We start from the raw sequence: 14,247 nt of genomic DNA, 5'->3' as shown, positions 1-14,247 counted from the left end.
ATGGAATCGATTCGCGCGGACAATCTGAGCAGCGTGGGCAAGCGGCAGAACCGTGTCGATGACTATCGTGCCGCCATCGCGCGGTGGCACGAGGCGGGAGTCGTCTGTCACGTCGGCTACATCATCGGCTTCCCTCACGACACCTACGCGCGCGCCATGGCGGACATCCGCGCCCTTCGCGACGAGCTCCTGGTCGATCAAGCGTCCTTCTTCTTGCTGACGCCACTCCCGGGATCGCAGGACCATCGTGCGGCGGTCGCCGCCGGCGCGCCGCTCGACCGCGACTACAACAAGTTCGACTCGTTCCATGTCACCCAGCCGCATCCGCGAATGTCCGAGGAGGAATGGCTGCGGGCGTTTCGTGACGCGTGGCGGACCTTCTATTCGTTCGAGCACATGGCGCGCGCCCTGCTCCGGCAGAATCCGCACACCTACTGGGGGCTGTTCAAGGTCTTTGTGTGGTATCGCGCCGCTATGCTGGAAGGCGCGCATCCGATGATCACCGGATTCTTCCGGCTCAAGCGTCGCACAGCGCGACGGCCAGCGCTCCCCCTCGAAGGCCGGGTCCAATTCCTGCGCCGCCGGATCGCGGAGATCGCGTCGCAGTGTCGCGCATATCTGGCGATCGCGCTCGAAATGCAAGAGCTGTGGCTCCGGACGCGGATCACACGCGCGGACTACGCCCCCTGGAAGGCGTTGTGCGACTTCGTCACGCGAACCCGGACGCCCGCCCATATCAAGCTCGGATGGGGTCGACTCCACGCAGAGCTCGCCTCGCGCCTGCGGTGCCTCGGTAATCCCGGCCAACGCGCGACGATGTTACTGAGCGCGACGATGCGGCAGCGCCTGGACGCCATCTGGGAGGCGCTCGGCGGGTACGTCGACCCCGGCTCCCGCGCGCCCACGGCGGGCGGCACCTCTCTCGAAGACACGGCATCAACCGCCGACGGGCCACGGCAGGCCATCACATCCGATTTCCAGCTGGCGCGAGTGCTCCGCGCTGCCGGGCGGAGGCTGAACGTCTTCGCGGCACCGAGCCTGGAATCGCGACGAGCCCTGACGCGTTACTGGCACGAGACCTCGGCTAAACTGCGTCGCTTCGAACCGTGGCGTATCAACCCGATGACCTTCACCTGGTGCCTGGCGCGGGATGCGCGGAACATGGTCGTGTTCCTCATGGCCATGTTGACGGAGCGCTATTGAAGCCGTCCTGGTCATTGACGGTGTGCTTCCTTGGCAGCCGGCATCGCATCGGCCCCGCACAATCTTGCCGGCGAGACCTCCGCGAGATCAAGCCAGTCTGCCTGCTGTCCTGCCATCGCGAGCACCGCCACCTCACCGATCGCTCCGCGCAGACAGATTGACCGCCACATCACCGGTCACTCGAGCGGGACAGCGGCAACAGTTTGACTGCACGCCGAAATCGATGAGGTCTGTGGGCGTGAACAGCGGTAACGGGCTCGCTGTGCCGCCGGGTGCCAAATGCACCAGTCGACGTCGCTGGTGCGGGCGATCAGGCGACACGCTTCAAAGGCGTGATTGACCTGCTGGAACGGGCGGGCACCTGCTCGAATCCGTAGTCCAGACGTGTTTACATCATCATGCGCCAGAGCGTGAGGGCTTCGGGTGCATCAGCTCCTCGTCTTCCACCAGGCGTCCCTCGGCTCACTCAGAAATCTCCGTCCTTGATGTAGGGGTGACTCCACAACGTCACCTGCAAGAGGCATGATTTGATCCACGCAGCATGCATCTTCTCAACGTCTTCGGCCGAGTTAGAAGGCACGGTTCGAGGAATGGCAGCAGCCAATGTTCGCAACCGGAGCCGAATTGTCACGGCGTGCGGGAAGCCCGTCTGGCGTTCTGGGCCAGGTATCGAAGCTACTTTGGCGAGGACGGCGACCCCCTTGGCAAGACGAAGTGAAGACTGAAACGTCGGTCTCGTTGAGGATCTGCGGAATCCAAAATTAGCGCGCGAGTTTCTCCCCAGGGCTGTTGAACAAGGCGTTCCCGTGCGGTTCCGCTTGGTAAGGTCATCCGCGCAATGGGCGTGACAGAATTTGCCGCGAAGGTGCGGACGGCCAATCCGACGTGCTACGTGCGATCAAGTCGCACCACAACCCGACCGCAGGACACGCTCGATCGGCTCCTACGACTCAAGCTTCGGCTCAGGCTCGCGCCCACCGGAGGACCAAAACGGGGGCGCGATGCGTGACTTATGAGCGCGGTTTGATCGGGCAGGGGATCGCACGAACGGGCTCACGTCGCGGCGACTACGATCTCCATGACTGTCCCTATGATTGTCCCTGCGCCGCGCCAAAACCGCGTTTTTGAATTAACCTCGAACTCATCCGGCGGCGCCCCGCACGGGGACCGCTAGGAGCGCGCGTCTATGCCCCATGCCCAACAGACCGTCGTCACCTGCGTGGCTGACCATCTGTATAGATGATACGAGCCCCGCCCGCGCAGTCTCGACGGCGAACGGTCATTTCGGGCTCCTGGTCATGCGGGAACGGGCGCAGTCGTTCGGCAGCGACCTCCGGATTTACAGCGCGCGCCGGCGGCTGCTGCTGCTGCTGTGGGCGTCGCGGCCCCGGCGACCACCCGCGCATCATCGTCGAACCGTCGCGCCCCGCACCTTGAAGCGAACGTCTTCGAGCTCGACGAGCCGATCGAGGGCACGCGGCTGTGGGTGGTGGAGATCGCTCATCTACCTCAGCGGAGCGATGGACGGTGACCCGAACGGCCCGACCTCTATTTCTGAGCGTCGGGGTCGGCAACGAGCATCGCCTCTTTGGTCTCTTTGCGCCAGCGCAAAGACAATGGTGATCTCCGTGGGTATCTTCGTCCTTGACCGTCATGCGGCACGAGCACGAGGACATCGAACGGGGAGGTGGCGAACGCTGGATCCTTTGAGGAAGCATTGGAGCAGCTCCGTTATGCGCTGTAGGTGGCCAGAGACCATTTCGCCAAGGACCAGCAAATCCTCTGACGGCGTAATCGCCGCGGCCGGGCGATTGGCGCCCTCAGGAAGGCGGACCTGTCCACTGACAATGTCGAGTGCGCCCAACGGTGACCAGCGGCATCTTGCCGCACGTGAGTTGTCCCACGACTGGGTACCGCTGGCCGCTTCGAGGTCGGGCCGTCTCCGAGCGCTGCAGATGGTGACCGGATGGGGCCGGCTTTTCGAGAGAGACGGGAGTGAGGACGTTCTGGCCGATCCCGAGAGCGTGGTGGCGTAAGGCATGGTACGCAGGTGGGTCATCCTTCAGCACGTGGCGTGGGAGAGCCCTGGACTCATTGCCGCAGAGGCTCGTGCGCGTGGACTGCCGATTGAGGTGCGCCGCCTGGATTGCGGCGGCACGATTCCCCCAGTCGCCGACGTTGCCGGACTGATCGTCATGGGTGGCCCCATGGGAGTCCACGACACAGTCTTGTATCCGTACCTCACCCCCGAGCAGCAGCTCCTGCGCGCGTGCGTGGAGCGCGGCCTGCCGGTTCTTGGGGTCTGCCTGGTGGCACAGCTCTTGGCGGCCGCTCTCGGCGCTCGCGTCGACAAAGGACCAGCGGCGGAGATCGGCGTGGGCGACGTGAGCTTGACCGCCGAAGGACTGAGGGACGCGGTGCTTGGAGGGGCGGGCGCGACTCTGCCCGTCATTCATTGGCACGAGGATACGTTCGAGTTGCCTCCGGGTGCGACGCATCTTGCGCGGAGTTGCCTGTACGCGAACCAGGCCTTTCGTGTCGGAGCGTGTGCCTACGCATTGCAGTTCCATGTGGAGGTCGATCGCTCGCTTGCGCTCACGTGGGCAACACGCTTGCCGCCGGGCACATTGATCGATGAGGAGCGCCGCGTCGAGGTCGAGCGAACTGGGCGAAGGATAATCAGCCGCTTCTTCCAAGCGGCGCGAGTGGAACCATCGACGAGCTAGTGGGCTCCGCACACCTGGAGATGCGTTCATGCCATCCCATTCAGTCACTGAAAGCGCCGTGCTCGAGGCGCTGAAAGTCGTCCACGATCCAGATCTGCACCGTGACATCGTGAGCCTTGGTTTCGTGAAAGAGCTGCGGGTCCAAGGAGAGCAAGTGTCCTTTGCCATCGAGCTCACCACTCCCGCGTGCCCCGTGAAAGATCAGCTTCGTGGACAGGCGCGTGCGGTGGTGGCGCAGCTGCCTGGCGTCAGCACGGTGGACGTGACGATGACGGCAAGCGTGCGAAGCGTGACGCCCGAGGCGGGGCGCATGCCGGTCCCCGGTGTCAAGAACGTCGTCGCCGTGGGCGCGGGCAAGGGCGGCGTCGGAAAGACGACCGTCGCCGTGAACGTGGCGCTCGCGCTCGCGGCATGCGGGGGTCGGGTGGGCATGCTGGACGGCGACATCTACGGTCCGAATGTGCCCATTATGCTCGGCGTCCGCACGCAACTCGCGAGCGATGGCAACAAGATCGTGCCGGCGGAGAAGTACGATCTCCAGGTTGTCTCGATGGGATTTCTCGCGGGTGATGACTCACCGATCATTTGGCGTGGTCCGATGCTGCACGGCATCATTCAACAGTTCTTCCGCAAGGTGCGCTGGGACAATCTGGACTACTTGCTGGTCGATCTGCCTCCCGGCACCGGAGACGTGGCGCTGAGCCTGAGTCAAACCGTTCCGGTCGCGGGTGCCATTGTCGTCACGACGCCGCAGACGGTGTCGCTGGCTGATACGCGCCGTGCGGTGGCCATGTATCGTAAGCTCCGGATCCCCGTGATTGGGCTCATCGAGAACATGAGCCATTTCGTGTGTAGCGCGTGTGGACGCGAGAGCGACATCTTCGGCAAGGGCGGTGGTGAGCGGTTGTCAGAGGAGCTCGACGTGCCGTTCCTCGGCCAGATCCCACTCTACGAGCCCATTCGTGTGGGCGGGGATACAGGTGTGCCGATCGTGGTGGCCGAGCCGGGGTCGCCCGCGACGCATGCTTTTCTCGGGGCGGCCGAGCGGGCAGCGGCACAAGTGTCCATTGCGAGCTTCAAGGCCATTCCGCTCACGTCGGTTCAGCAGTCAGGGTGACAGGTCCAAGGGATGCGCCAGGGACTCGCAGCGACGGGGTGACGGCGATCCGCCGCGTGACGCTGCTATGGTGTCGATCAGCCACGGCGATCACGGTCAGTCTTCCGCGGATGCGTTGGCTGGCGCTTCGGGGCAGGCACCGGCCGAATGCGGATCGACGGTTGCTCGTCAGCATTGACGATGATCTGACACAGGCCCCGGCACGTCGGCTCGCGTGTGCCGTCCCACTTCGCGATTGCGCTCGCGAGCTGATCGCGAAACCGCGTGAGCCGATGAATCCGCTCATCGACCGCCGCAACGTGGCGCCGTGCAAGCTCCAGCACATGCGAGCATGGCGTCTCGCCTGCTCGACTCAACTGCAGAATGGCGCCGCTTTCTTCCAGCGAGAAGCCGAAGGCCTGTGCCTTCTTGATGAACTGGAGCTCTTCAACGGTGGCTTCCGTGTACCGACGATAGTCCGTCGTCGAACGCGAAGGAGCCGGCAGGAGCCCGATGCTCTCGTAGTACCGAATCGTCGGCGTACTGATGCCCGTTCGCTGGGCCACATCGCCAATCAGGAGGCGGCTTGTGGACATCGTTATACCTCGACATGAACGTGGCACGGTGCGCCCGGCTCGTAGCGCCACCGCGTAGACGTTACCCCGTTATGCGCTTACCCCCTTATATCTCGATCGCGGTAAATCTGGCACGCTTGAGCGCCTCTGTGAGTCGAGGCTCCTTCACACGGTGTGGTTCGTAGCGCACCACGACGTGCTTTTGCGCCACCTGCGGCTTGACCTGGCACACGCCCGGGAGTGCCCTGAGTGCCAGGCTGATCTTTTCCGCACAACCTTCAAGCTGGGGACACTGGCCCAACATCCGGTAGCGACCCGCGCCATGCCAACGTTCTTGCGCGAGGCCAGCGTTCATGTGACGACTCCCTACACCTGAGCACTGGAAGGCTGCGCTTAGTGGGGCATGGTCGGCAGGCGTTCGGTCATCTGACCCGAAGCCGAGCGCACCTGGAGATAACCCATTGCACCACGTTGTGCGTCGGCGAACTCATGATCGACGAGGATGTAGGTGCCTTCCTCCGGTGCGATGAGCTCGACCACGACGCCATTGCTCGCGCCAAGCGGCACGGTCTGCAGGCCAGCCCACTCGTTGCGTGGGTCGCCCTCGTAGAACACACGGTCGAAAATGGCACCGACGACGTGGAAGCTCGAACCGTCGTTTGGTCCGACGTTCTGGAAGTAGATCCGGACACGCTCGCCGGCGTTCGCGATGAGCGGCGACTCGCGAAGCGCTTGCGTGTGTCCGTTGAACGCCACCTGCGACGGCTGTTTCGCGAGCGCGCGGTCGAAATCGAGCACGTGCAGCTCGCCGTCGCCAGGCTTCAGATAAAACTCCGACTGCACGACCACGTAGCGATGGTCCACGACGTCGTCGGTCGGGAATCCCGAACGCGGGCTGACCACGACCACACCGTACTGCCCCATCGCCAGATGCATGAGGACTGGCTCCACACCGCAGTGATACAGATACACGCCGGGATAGTTCGCGACCCACTCGAAGCGGATGCTCTCGCCGGGCTGGATCGCACGCCACTTATCATCGGGCGCGACGGTGCCGGCATGGAAGTCCATCGAGTGAGGCATCGGTGCCACAGCCGGCGTCCGCTTCTGGAGCTGGTCGCGCGCAAGATCACGAAGGAATGGCGATGCGCCCGCTGATGGTTCGGTGACCGTCACCTCCGTGTCGCTTCGATTCTTCATCGTGAAGACCACACGATCCCATTCGCGCACGTGCACGACGGGACCGGGCACCGTACCGCCGAATGTCCACGCCTGGTAGCGGACGCCCGGCGCGACCTCGATTTCAGCGGCGACCACGTCGATCCGCACGTGGTGCGTGGTGTTGCCCGCCTGGAGCGGCGCGAGCGCCGGTGCACGCGTCACATTGCGTCCGGTGACGGGTGGACCGTTGTAGTCCTCCTGAAACACGGTGGCCGGCGGCATACCGAACACCTTGGCGCCCGGTGATTGCCGCGGCGCAGTCTCGGTCCTGAGCAGCAGAACATCGGCGACGAGCGTCGCCGCGCCAAAGATCACAGCCAGAATCCCGACGGTCCGGAGGCTCGGATCTCGCATGACGTGTGCCTCCTTGACCGGCGTCGCGCCCGGGGTATCCTGCGCGCACGCACAGTCATGACCACGGTACACAACGCTCGGCGCGGGCGCTTTGCGCTGGCGCAAGGTCGGTCGAGGAATGAGATTCGTCGTCGTCGGTGCGCGAGAGCGTCTCGAGGCGGCGACGCCCGGAGCGCAGCACGCCGTCGGCCTCCCATTGCGACGAGGTGCGGCTCACCGTGTAAAGGATCGTGCCCGTGAGCTCGGCGACCTGCTGCCGGGTCAAGGGAGGGATGATGAGGACGCCCTCGGGGGTGGGCTGGCCGCACTACCACATCAGCCGCGGCAAGGTGTGGCCCAGTCGCTGGCCGCCGCGCTCGGTCGTCAGCTGGCGAACGCGCGCGAGGGCATCGGTCATGTGCCGTGCGATCTCGCGCATGACGGTCGTGCGGACCACAGGGACGCGCTGGAGCAGTCGCGTGAGCACCTCACATGGCCACGCCCAAAGCCGCGTTCGTTCGACCGCGAGTGCCGTCACCGGTAGGCGGTCCCGTCGAGGGCCACACTCCCACCGAACGGCTCCCCCGGCCCGCCGAAGCGCACAGTGAGGTCGCGGCCGTCCGGATCAGCTCCACAAGCTTCAGCAAGCCGGTCTCGATCAGCTGGACGCGTGTGCTCGCTCACCTGCCGGGCAATGGTTGCGTCTGCGTCGCACCTCACGCGCACAGGACTCACGCAGCCACATCGTCTCGTCGGCGAGGCCGTCGAAGATCCGAGACCGGCTGAGATCGGGCGGTACCTCCATCCGTATCTTTCATTCAACTCAAGCTTCCGTTAGATATCTGAATCATGCCTCTTGCTTGCAGGCTTTCTGCAGTTTGCGCTGGATCAAAGACCGCGTGGGCGACGAGTGGTACCGTGACGGCCATGGAGATGGCGAGCATGCTCGCCACCCGGAACGGTGAAGTAGATGACGATGTGGGTCATTCTTGGAGCGTGTCTCGTCGCCGGATCAGCGCACGCCGAGCAACCGACGACGCCGGGACCGGGCGCTCAATCGACGCCAGCGCGAGTCATCGCGCTGACGGGGACCGACGACATGAGGTACTCGCCCGATACGATCGAGGTCAAGCCCGGCGAGCGCGTGCGGATCACCCTGAAGGCGGTGAGCAAGATGCCGAAAGTGGCAATGGCGCACAACTTCGTGATGCTCAAACCGGGCGCCAACGTGGAGGCGTTTGTCAACGCGTCGGCGATCGCCCGGACGACGGACTACATTGCGCCCACGCTCAAGGACCAGGTCCTGGTGGCATCGGGGCTGGCTGGAGGTGGTGAGACGGTGTCCGTCGACTTCTCAGCCGGCCACCATCAACGTGTTTCGGCAGCATCGCATTGACTGCTGTTGCGGAGGGAACATCTCGCTCGCCGACGCGTGCGTTCGTCACGATATCAATCCGGATACCCTCTTGGCCGAGTTGCGCGCAGCGATCGTCGCCGCCGGCGAAACCCGACCCGAGGACGTCGAGCGGACGTCCGATCATGCCCTGCCGGGTGAGGAGTGGGCGGAGGTGCGCGGTTACTACCGGCAGATGGCACTCATCAGGGCGTTCGAGCTGCGCGCCGGCGAGATGTACCAGCGGGCCAGGATCGGCGGGTACTGCCATCTCAATCTCGGCGAGGAGGCCACCGTTGTCGGGTTGATGGCGGCGCTGGAGCCTCGGTACCGTGATGGCCATAGAGCTGGCGAAAGGCTCGCCACCGGAGGGGATTCATCATGCATGTCCATGTGCATCTCGAGAACAGCGTTCTGCATGCCTCAACCGACTTCGGGCTCCGTCCCCTGCCGCATCATGCCTGAGCTCGCTTACATCGACAACGAACACATCACCGATCCACGGATCAACCTCGCCATCGAAGAGTACGCGTTGCGCTATCTGGATCCGCGGTACACATACGTGCTCTTCTACGTCAACGAGCCATCGATCATCGTCGGCCACAATCAGAACACGTTCGAAGAGATCAACCTTCGCTACGTCCGGGACCGGGGCATTCATGTCGTCCGCCGGCTTTCCGGGGGCGGAGCTGTTTACCATGACGCGGGTAACCTCAACTTCAGCTTCATCACCGACCACCGCCCGGACCGCCTGCACAACTTCCGGTTCTTCACTGAACCGGTGGTCCGGGTGTTGCAGTCAATGGGGGTGGCCGCCGAACTCCAGGGGCGCAACGATCTGATGGTCGACGGCCGCAAGATCTCGGGCAATGCCCAATTCTCGACGACCCGGCGCATGTTCAGCCACGGCACACTGCTTTTCAACAGCAACCTGGAAGAAATCTCGCACGCCCTCAACGTACAGCAGGACAAGATCCAGTCGAAAGGGCACCAGCGCGTTCGCAATCGGGTGGCGAACATCGCGGACTACTCAGAGAAGGAAGTGGATGTGCCCACCTTCCGGATGCAGCTCCTCAACGGCATCTTTGCTGGAAGCGGCGTCCGGCGGCAGCGGCTGAGTGCGCAGGACTGGTCCGGCGTCCGGCGGATCATGGAGCGGCGATATGCGCGGTGGGACTGGAATGTTGGCGCCTCGCCACGCTTCAACGTGGCGCGCGTCCGCCGTTTCGCCTTCGGCGAGGTCGACGCGCGTCTCGAGGTGCGCAAGGGCCGTATCGACCAGATTCACATCTTCGGCGACTTTCTGGGAACGGGGGTGGTGCGGCGAATAGAGCAGGCTCTGCGCGGCGTTTCGTACGACCCCGAAGTCCTTCAAAAAGCGCTTCGTGGACTCGATTTGCGTGCGAGCTTCCCCGGCCTCCCCACCGATGCGTTCCTGGCGCTTCTCCACCCAGCGAGCGTTCGAGAGAAGACCAGTGAAGTCACGAGAGCGTCTACGAGCGGGGGTTTGCCGATGAAACGTAAGGCCCTCCTGTCTGCAAGAGGTTGTGATGGGAGTTCTCACCGGCAAATGGACGGCGTAGCTTCCGCCGCCAATAAACACTCGGCATGGCAGCAGGCCGATGGCTGCGGGACGCGTGTCATCGGGAGTTGAAATGGAGAGCTGGTTGACGTTTGTCCGCTGGGCCCACGTTCTGGCAGCGGCCTCCTGGCTCGGAGAGGTAGTGGTCATCAACTTCGTGCTGGTGCCTGTGCTTGGTCACCTGGACACCGGTTCCCGAGAGCGCTTCGTGGATGCGGTTTTTCCCAAGATCTTCAGGCTGGCATCAGTCCTCTCCACCTTAACCATTCTGACTGGTCTGATACTGGCCCTTCGCTTCAGTGGGGAACACCTCGACCTCTTTACCACGACCGCATGGGGCCGCGCGATTCTCGCAGGGGGAACGATGGGGCTTCTGCTGACAGCCTTTCATTTCGTGATGGAATCGAGACTGGAGCGTTCAATCGCCTCACACCGTAAGAACCCCGGAGCGAGCGTAGCCGACGACGTGCTCCACCGCCTTCGGGTGATTCCCCGGGTGGGCCTCGTTGTGCTGCTTGTCATATTCGGACTGATGATGTACGCGGCGAGGGGCCTCTAACTGAGGCTGCCCGCCAGCTCTTGATTCAATCACGTGAGATCTCACGACGGCGGGCCTCATTCACGCCGGACACTCATGAGGCGTGCAATACCTTCAGCCGACGCGTCTTCGCCGACGAGGCGCGGTCGCGATGAAGAAAGCAGCTATAAGACGATGGTCACGGTCTATGAGGAGTACCGGCGCTTGCTGGCAGGGACGGAGCACGAGATAGCGTTTTGGCCCAGGAAGAGAAGATCCGCCGGATCCTGGAGCTGAAGCGCCAGAAAAACGTTCTGGTCCTGGGTCACAACTACATGGCAATTAGCAACCAACACATTCGAACACCATCCATTTCGATGTTTGCGACACGGCGCTGATCGAGGCTTCGTCGCGTTGGTCTCTTCTCTTGCCCTCCGCGTGGTCAGTCGCGATCAGCCATGCGCGACCTGGCCGGTCTTCCTGTTTACCCAAGACGTCACCGCCAGCCAGCCGATCGGTAGGAGCACGAGCAGATAGGTGAACAATTGACCGTAGCGACCGTGGGGGCCGTACGGTTCGGTCGCCCAGTGCAACGATTCGCTGTAGGGCAGGACGCGCGCTTCCGTCAACTCATGAAAGCCGTAGATCAGGAGCTGGACGACGAACACGAAGAGAAACACGGCCGTGACTTGGAAGAAGCGCGCCAAGTTCACTCGGTGTCCGTAACGGGCCCACAGCCAGGCCACGCCGGCCGCCGCCACGATGCCCCCCATCGCGCCCGCGAACACCGGCACGGAGTGCGCCTGAAAGAGCAGCACGCCCATCAAGACGACCGTCTCGATGCCCTCGCGAGTGATCATCAGAAGCGTGAAGAGGAACACGCCCACGAATGCCGTGCGTCCTTCACGAACGGCCGACGTTTCCAGTCGCATCTCGATCTGGCGCTTGAGCCGCCGCCCTGCGCGCCACACGTGTACCGTGAAGGACGCGACCAGGATCGCAGCCGCGACGGCCAGCACGCCTTCCCACAGCGCCTGATTCGGTGCCCGTTGAAACAGGAACGCGGCAGCCACGCTCACGAGGACGGAGGCAGTGATCCCCCAATGGACCGCCGACACGAGATGATGGCGTCCGGTCTTGCGCAGGTAGGCGAGGCTAATCGCCACAATGAGAAACGCTTCGAGTCCTTCACGCAAGGTGATGACAAATCCTTGGTACATGTCCAGTCCTCCAGCAGTGCCGGGATCCGACAACCGGGAATAGTGGACGGTCGCGCCTGCGTGCACCCGGCGGCCCCGCGACGGGAATGCCGCACGTGTTGCTCAGCACACAGATTGTCGACACCGACAAGGAACTGCACCTGACGCCCTGCGTCCTTCGCGATGCGCGCATCCCAGAGGTCGGCGCCGGCGAGAAGTCGTCGATGCGGCCGTCCTGGTCAGGATGATGATCATGAGTGGGCGCGGCTCTGGTGGCGCTCGGCGCATGACGTGTCTCTCCTCGACCGGCGTCGCGCCCGGGGTCGTCCGGGACGCTCATGACCACATTACTGAGCACCCGGCGCGGGCGTTTTGTGCTGGCGCAAAGTCGGTGGAGGAATGAGATTCGTCGGCGGTGCGCGAGAGCGTCTCGAGGCGGCGGCGCGAGCGCACGACCAGGCGCTCGGTCGTCAGCTCGCGAACGCGCGTGAGAGCATCGGTCATGTGCCGTGCGATCTCGCGCAGACGGTCGTGCGGACCACAGGGACGTGCTGGAGCAGCCGCGCGAGCACCTCACGTGGCACGCTCAAAGCCGCGTTCGTTCGCCCGCGAGTGCCGGCAGCGGTACGCGGTGCCGTCGAGAGCCACACTCCCACCGAACGGCTCGCCCGGCCCGCCGAAGCGCACAATGTGCTCGCGGCCATCTCCTCGTCGGCGAGGCCGTCGAAGATCCGCGACCGGCTGAGATCGGGCGATGCCTCATCCGTGTCTCTCATTTTGGACCACGGGCAAGTCTCGGACCCCTGCCCTCCTACCTGCAGATCTTTTGCAGTTTGCGCTAGATCAAAGACGGCGTCTGCGATGAGTGGTACCGTGATGGCCATGGAGCTGGCGAACGGCTCGCCACCCGGAGGGGATTCATCATGAAGATCACGCCACCACCCCGACGGCGAACGCATGACCCACTGCGCGTCTGATGGAGGGATCTGATGCGTCGAGCGAAAAGCTGGAGAGCCGCTAGCGTCTATACCGTGGGCCATTCGACGCGCACGCTCGACGAGGTGGTCGCGCTACTGCGGGCGTTCAGCATCTCGGTGCTGGCGGACATCCGGACCATTCCTCGCTCGCGTCGCAATCCACAGTTCAACGGCGACATGCTTCGATCGGCTCTTCGTTCGCGGCGACTTCGCTACGTACATCTCCCGCAGCTCGGTGGCCTGCGTCGGGCATGCGAGGACTCACCCAACACCGCGTGGCGCAACGCACGCTTCCGAGGGTTCGCCGACTACATGCTGACTCAGGACTTCGAGGCCGGACTGGCGAAGCTGCGTGCGCTGACGACCGACGACAGGGTCGCCCTGATGTGCGCGGAGGCCGTGCCGTGGCGTTGTCATCGCTCCCTCATAGCCGACGCGTTGACCGCCCGCGGAGCACACGTAGAACACATCACCAGCGCCGAACGCTCGACCCGACACCACGTGACAGCGTTCGCCCAGGTCGATGGCACGCGCGTTACCTATCCGGGTGATGAAGGCGGGCAGCTTGCTACTCTGGCGCCGTTCCACCTCGAGGCCACCGTGCGTGTGCTGCAGCGCCGACCGACGAATCTGGTCGATGTCTGGCACCAGCGCAGATACCTGCGAGCGCTGACGCCGGCCGACGGTCTTGCACTGGTCGAGGTGGTGAATCACGGGACCATTGACGATCCAAACGTCCGGTGCAACGTGCTTCGCGGCGACTGTTCCAGTGCCACCCGTGTTTCGCTCGGACAGACTTTGCGGAAGGTGCTCGGTCTGGATCTGAATCCGGAGCCCTTGCTGCGGCTGGTGGAGGCTGATCGTCGGCTTCGCCCCATCGCGGTCGCGCTGCGTGGCATGCGACCGCCGCGGTTCGCCGGGCTCTTCGAGGCGTTTGCGAACGTGGTGCCGTTCCAGCAGGTAAGCCTGGATGCTGGCGTGACGATCGTTCGCCGGCTGGTCGAGCGCTTTGGCGAGTCCCTTGAACACGAGAACCATCGCTGGCACGCCTTTCCTGCCGCTCGGGTTGTTGCCGAGGCGCGTCTCGACGCCATCAGAGCATGCGGTCTGAGTCTTAGAAAGGCCGAGACGATCCGTCAGTTTGCGCCGGTGCAAAGACGATGATGATGTCCGTGGGCATCTTCGTCCCGGCGCATGACGAGAAGAGCATGCGGTGCCTGTCTCTTCCCCGTCTGAGCCACCAGACCGTCGCCGACGTGTTGTGGCGCTGGTCGGCGGCCATGCTCGTCTTCTACCGGCTGCGCATGGCCTGCGTGGGCTGCGATATGGCCGAATTCGAACCCGTTGCCAGGCGGCGCAGAGCTATGGGCTGAGACCCCGAGGCGTTCCTCGATCTACTTCACATGGCCATCGACACGAGCAACT

At 63.8% G+C, this 14,247-nt stretch carries 15 protein-coding genes and 2 pseudogenes (1 of these 17 only partly in view); 9 read left to right on the top strand and 8 right to left on the bottom strand.

What is annotated here, in order from left to right:
* Window positions 1-1,203, top strand: a pseudogene (locus GEV06_18735) (radical SAM protein); it begins 972 nt to the left of the window's first position.
* A gap of 466 nt (window positions 1,204-1,669) precedes the next feature.
* Here the strand turns inward: GEV06_18735 and GEV06_18730 are convergent.
* Window positions 1,670-1,774, bottom strand: a pseudogene (locus tag GEV06_18730) (protogloblin ApPgb).
* A 1,276-nt stretch (window positions 1,775-3,050) separates the two neighbouring features.
* On the opposite strand from GEV06_18730, the gene GEV06_18725 reads away from it, so the two are divergent.
* The 3 genes from GEV06_18725 to GEV06_18715 are packed head-to-tail and all read left to right on the top strand — an operon-like array spanning window position 3,051 to window position 5,046.
* Entirely contained in the window at window positions 3,051-3,239 is a 189-nt protein-coding gene (locus GEV06_18725) for a hypothetical protein (protein ID MPZ19927.1), read from the top strand.
* Between the two features lie 3 nt (window positions 3,240-3,242).
* Window positions 3,243-3,929, top strand: a complete 687-nt coding sequence (locus GEV06_18720; GenBank protein MPZ19926.1) for a type 1 glutamine amidotransferase — start codon at window positions 3,243-3,245, stop codon at window positions 3,927-3,929.
* Window positions 3,930-3,957: 28 nt separating this feature from the next.
* Window positions 3,958-5,046 (top strand): P-loop NTPase, encoded by a 1,089-nt coding sequence (locus GEV06_18715; protein ID MPZ19925.1) that lies wholly within the window; start codon window positions 3,958-3,960, stop codon window positions 5,044-5,046.
* A 77-nt stretch (window positions 5,047-5,123) separates the two neighbouring features.
* Here GEV06_18715 and GEV06_18710 read toward each other — a convergent pair whose 3' ends face one another.
* The 5 genes from GEV06_18710 to GEV06_18690 all read right to left on the bottom strand — a co-directional run bounded on the left by GEV06_18710 (window position 5,124) and on the right by GEV06_18690 (window position 7,692).
* Window positions 5,124-5,621 (bottom strand): MerR family DNA-binding protein, encoded by a 498-nt coding sequence (locus GEV06_18710; GenBank protein MPZ19924.1) that lies wholly within the window; start codon window positions 5,619-5,621, stop codon window positions 5,124-5,126.
* An 85-nt stretch (window positions 5,622-5,706) separates the two neighbouring features.
* The gene (locus tag GEV06_18705) at window positions 5,707-5,955 is read right to left on the bottom strand and encodes a hypothetical protein (GenBank protein ID MPZ19923.1); all 249 of its coding nucleotides are present in this window, start codon (window positions 5,953-5,955) and stop codon (window positions 5,707-5,709) included.
* Window positions 5,956-5,993: 38 nt separating this feature from the next.
* Entirely contained in the window at window positions 5,994-7,175 is a 1,182-nt protein-coding gene (locus GEV06_18700; GenBank protein ID MPZ19922.1) for a multicopper oxidase domain-containing protein, read from the bottom strand.
* Window positions 7,176-7,230: 55 nt separating this feature from the next.
* On the bottom strand, window positions 7,231-7,452 hold the full coding sequence (locus GEV06_18695; protein MPZ19921.1) for a helix-turn-helix domain-containing protein: 222 nt from the start codon (window positions 7,450-7,452) through the stop codon (window positions 7,231-7,233).
* Window positions 7,453-7,482: 30 nt separating this feature from the next.
* Complete coding sequence (locus GEV06_18690) at window positions 7,483-7,692, bottom strand: hypothetical protein (GenBank protein ID MPZ19920.1); 210 nt, start codon at window positions 7,690-7,692, stop codon at window positions 7,483-7,485.
* 432 nt (window positions 7,693-8,124) lie between these two features.
* On the opposite strand from GEV06_18690, the gene GEV06_18685 reads away from it, so the two are divergent.
* Genes GEV06_18685 through GEV06_18675 form a run of 3 tightly spaced genes read left to right on the top strand, consistent with a single transcriptional unit; the run spans window position 8,125 to window position 10,688 of the window.
* The gene (locus tag GEV06_18685; protein MPZ19919.1) at window positions 8,125-8,550 is read left to right on the top strand and encodes a hypothetical protein; all 426 of its coding nucleotides are present in this window, start codon (window positions 8,125-8,127) and stop codon (window positions 8,548-8,550) included.
* The gene (locus GEV06_18680) at window positions 8,393-10,201 is read left to right on the top strand and encodes a lipoate--protein ligase (protein MPZ19918.1); all 1,809 of its coding nucleotides are present in this window, start codon (window positions 8,393-8,395) and stop codon (window positions 10,199-10,201) included. The genes GEV06_18685 and GEV06_18680 overlap by 158 nt, the downstream gene beginning before the upstream one ends.
* 1 nt (window position 10,202) lies before the next feature.
* Window positions 10,203-10,688, top strand: coding sequence for a hypothetical protein (locus tag GEV06_18675; GenBank protein ID MPZ19917.1), 486 nt, complete (start codon window positions 10,203-10,205; stop codon window positions 10,686-10,688).
* Window positions 10,689-11,098: 410 nt separating this feature from the next.
* Here GEV06_18675 and GEV06_18670 read toward each other — a convergent pair whose 3' ends face one another.
* Window positions 11,099-11,866, bottom strand: coding sequence for an iron permease FTR1 (locus tag GEV06_18670; protein ID MPZ19916.1), 768 nt, complete (start codon window positions 11,864-11,866; stop codon window positions 11,099-11,101).
* 479 nt (window positions 11,867-12,345) lie between these two features.
* Window positions 12,346-12,621, bottom strand: a complete 276-nt coding sequence (locus tag GEV06_18665) for a hypothetical protein (GenBank protein MPZ19915.1) — start codon at window positions 12,619-12,621, stop codon at window positions 12,346-12,348.
* Between the two features lie 213 nt (window positions 12,622-12,834).
* Here GEV06_18665 and GEV06_18660 point away from each other — a divergent pair, with 213 nt between their 5' ends.
* Both GEV06_18660 and GEV06_18655 read left to right on the top strand, forming a co-directional pair.
* Window positions 12,835-13,986, top strand: coding sequence for a DUF488 family protein (locus GEV06_18660; protein ID MPZ19914.1), 1,152 nt, complete (start codon window positions 12,835-12,837; stop codon window positions 13,984-13,986).
* Window positions 13,987-13,994: 8 nt separating this feature from the next.
* A complete protein-coding gene (locus tag GEV06_18655; protein MPZ19913.1) occupies window positions 13,995-14,195 on the top strand; it encodes a hypothetical protein in 201 nt (66 codons plus the stop codon).
* Window positions 14,196-14,247 lie beyond the last annotated feature (52 nt).

The sequence above is a fragment of the Luteitalea sp. genome (assembly GCA_009377605.1).
Taxonomy (GTDB): Bacteria; Acidobacteriota; Vicinamibacteria; order Vicinamibacterales; family Vicinamibacteraceae; genus WHTT01.
Note: the sequence above shows the minus strand (reverse complement) of the source record. Positions and strands in the feature narration are given on the sequence as shown.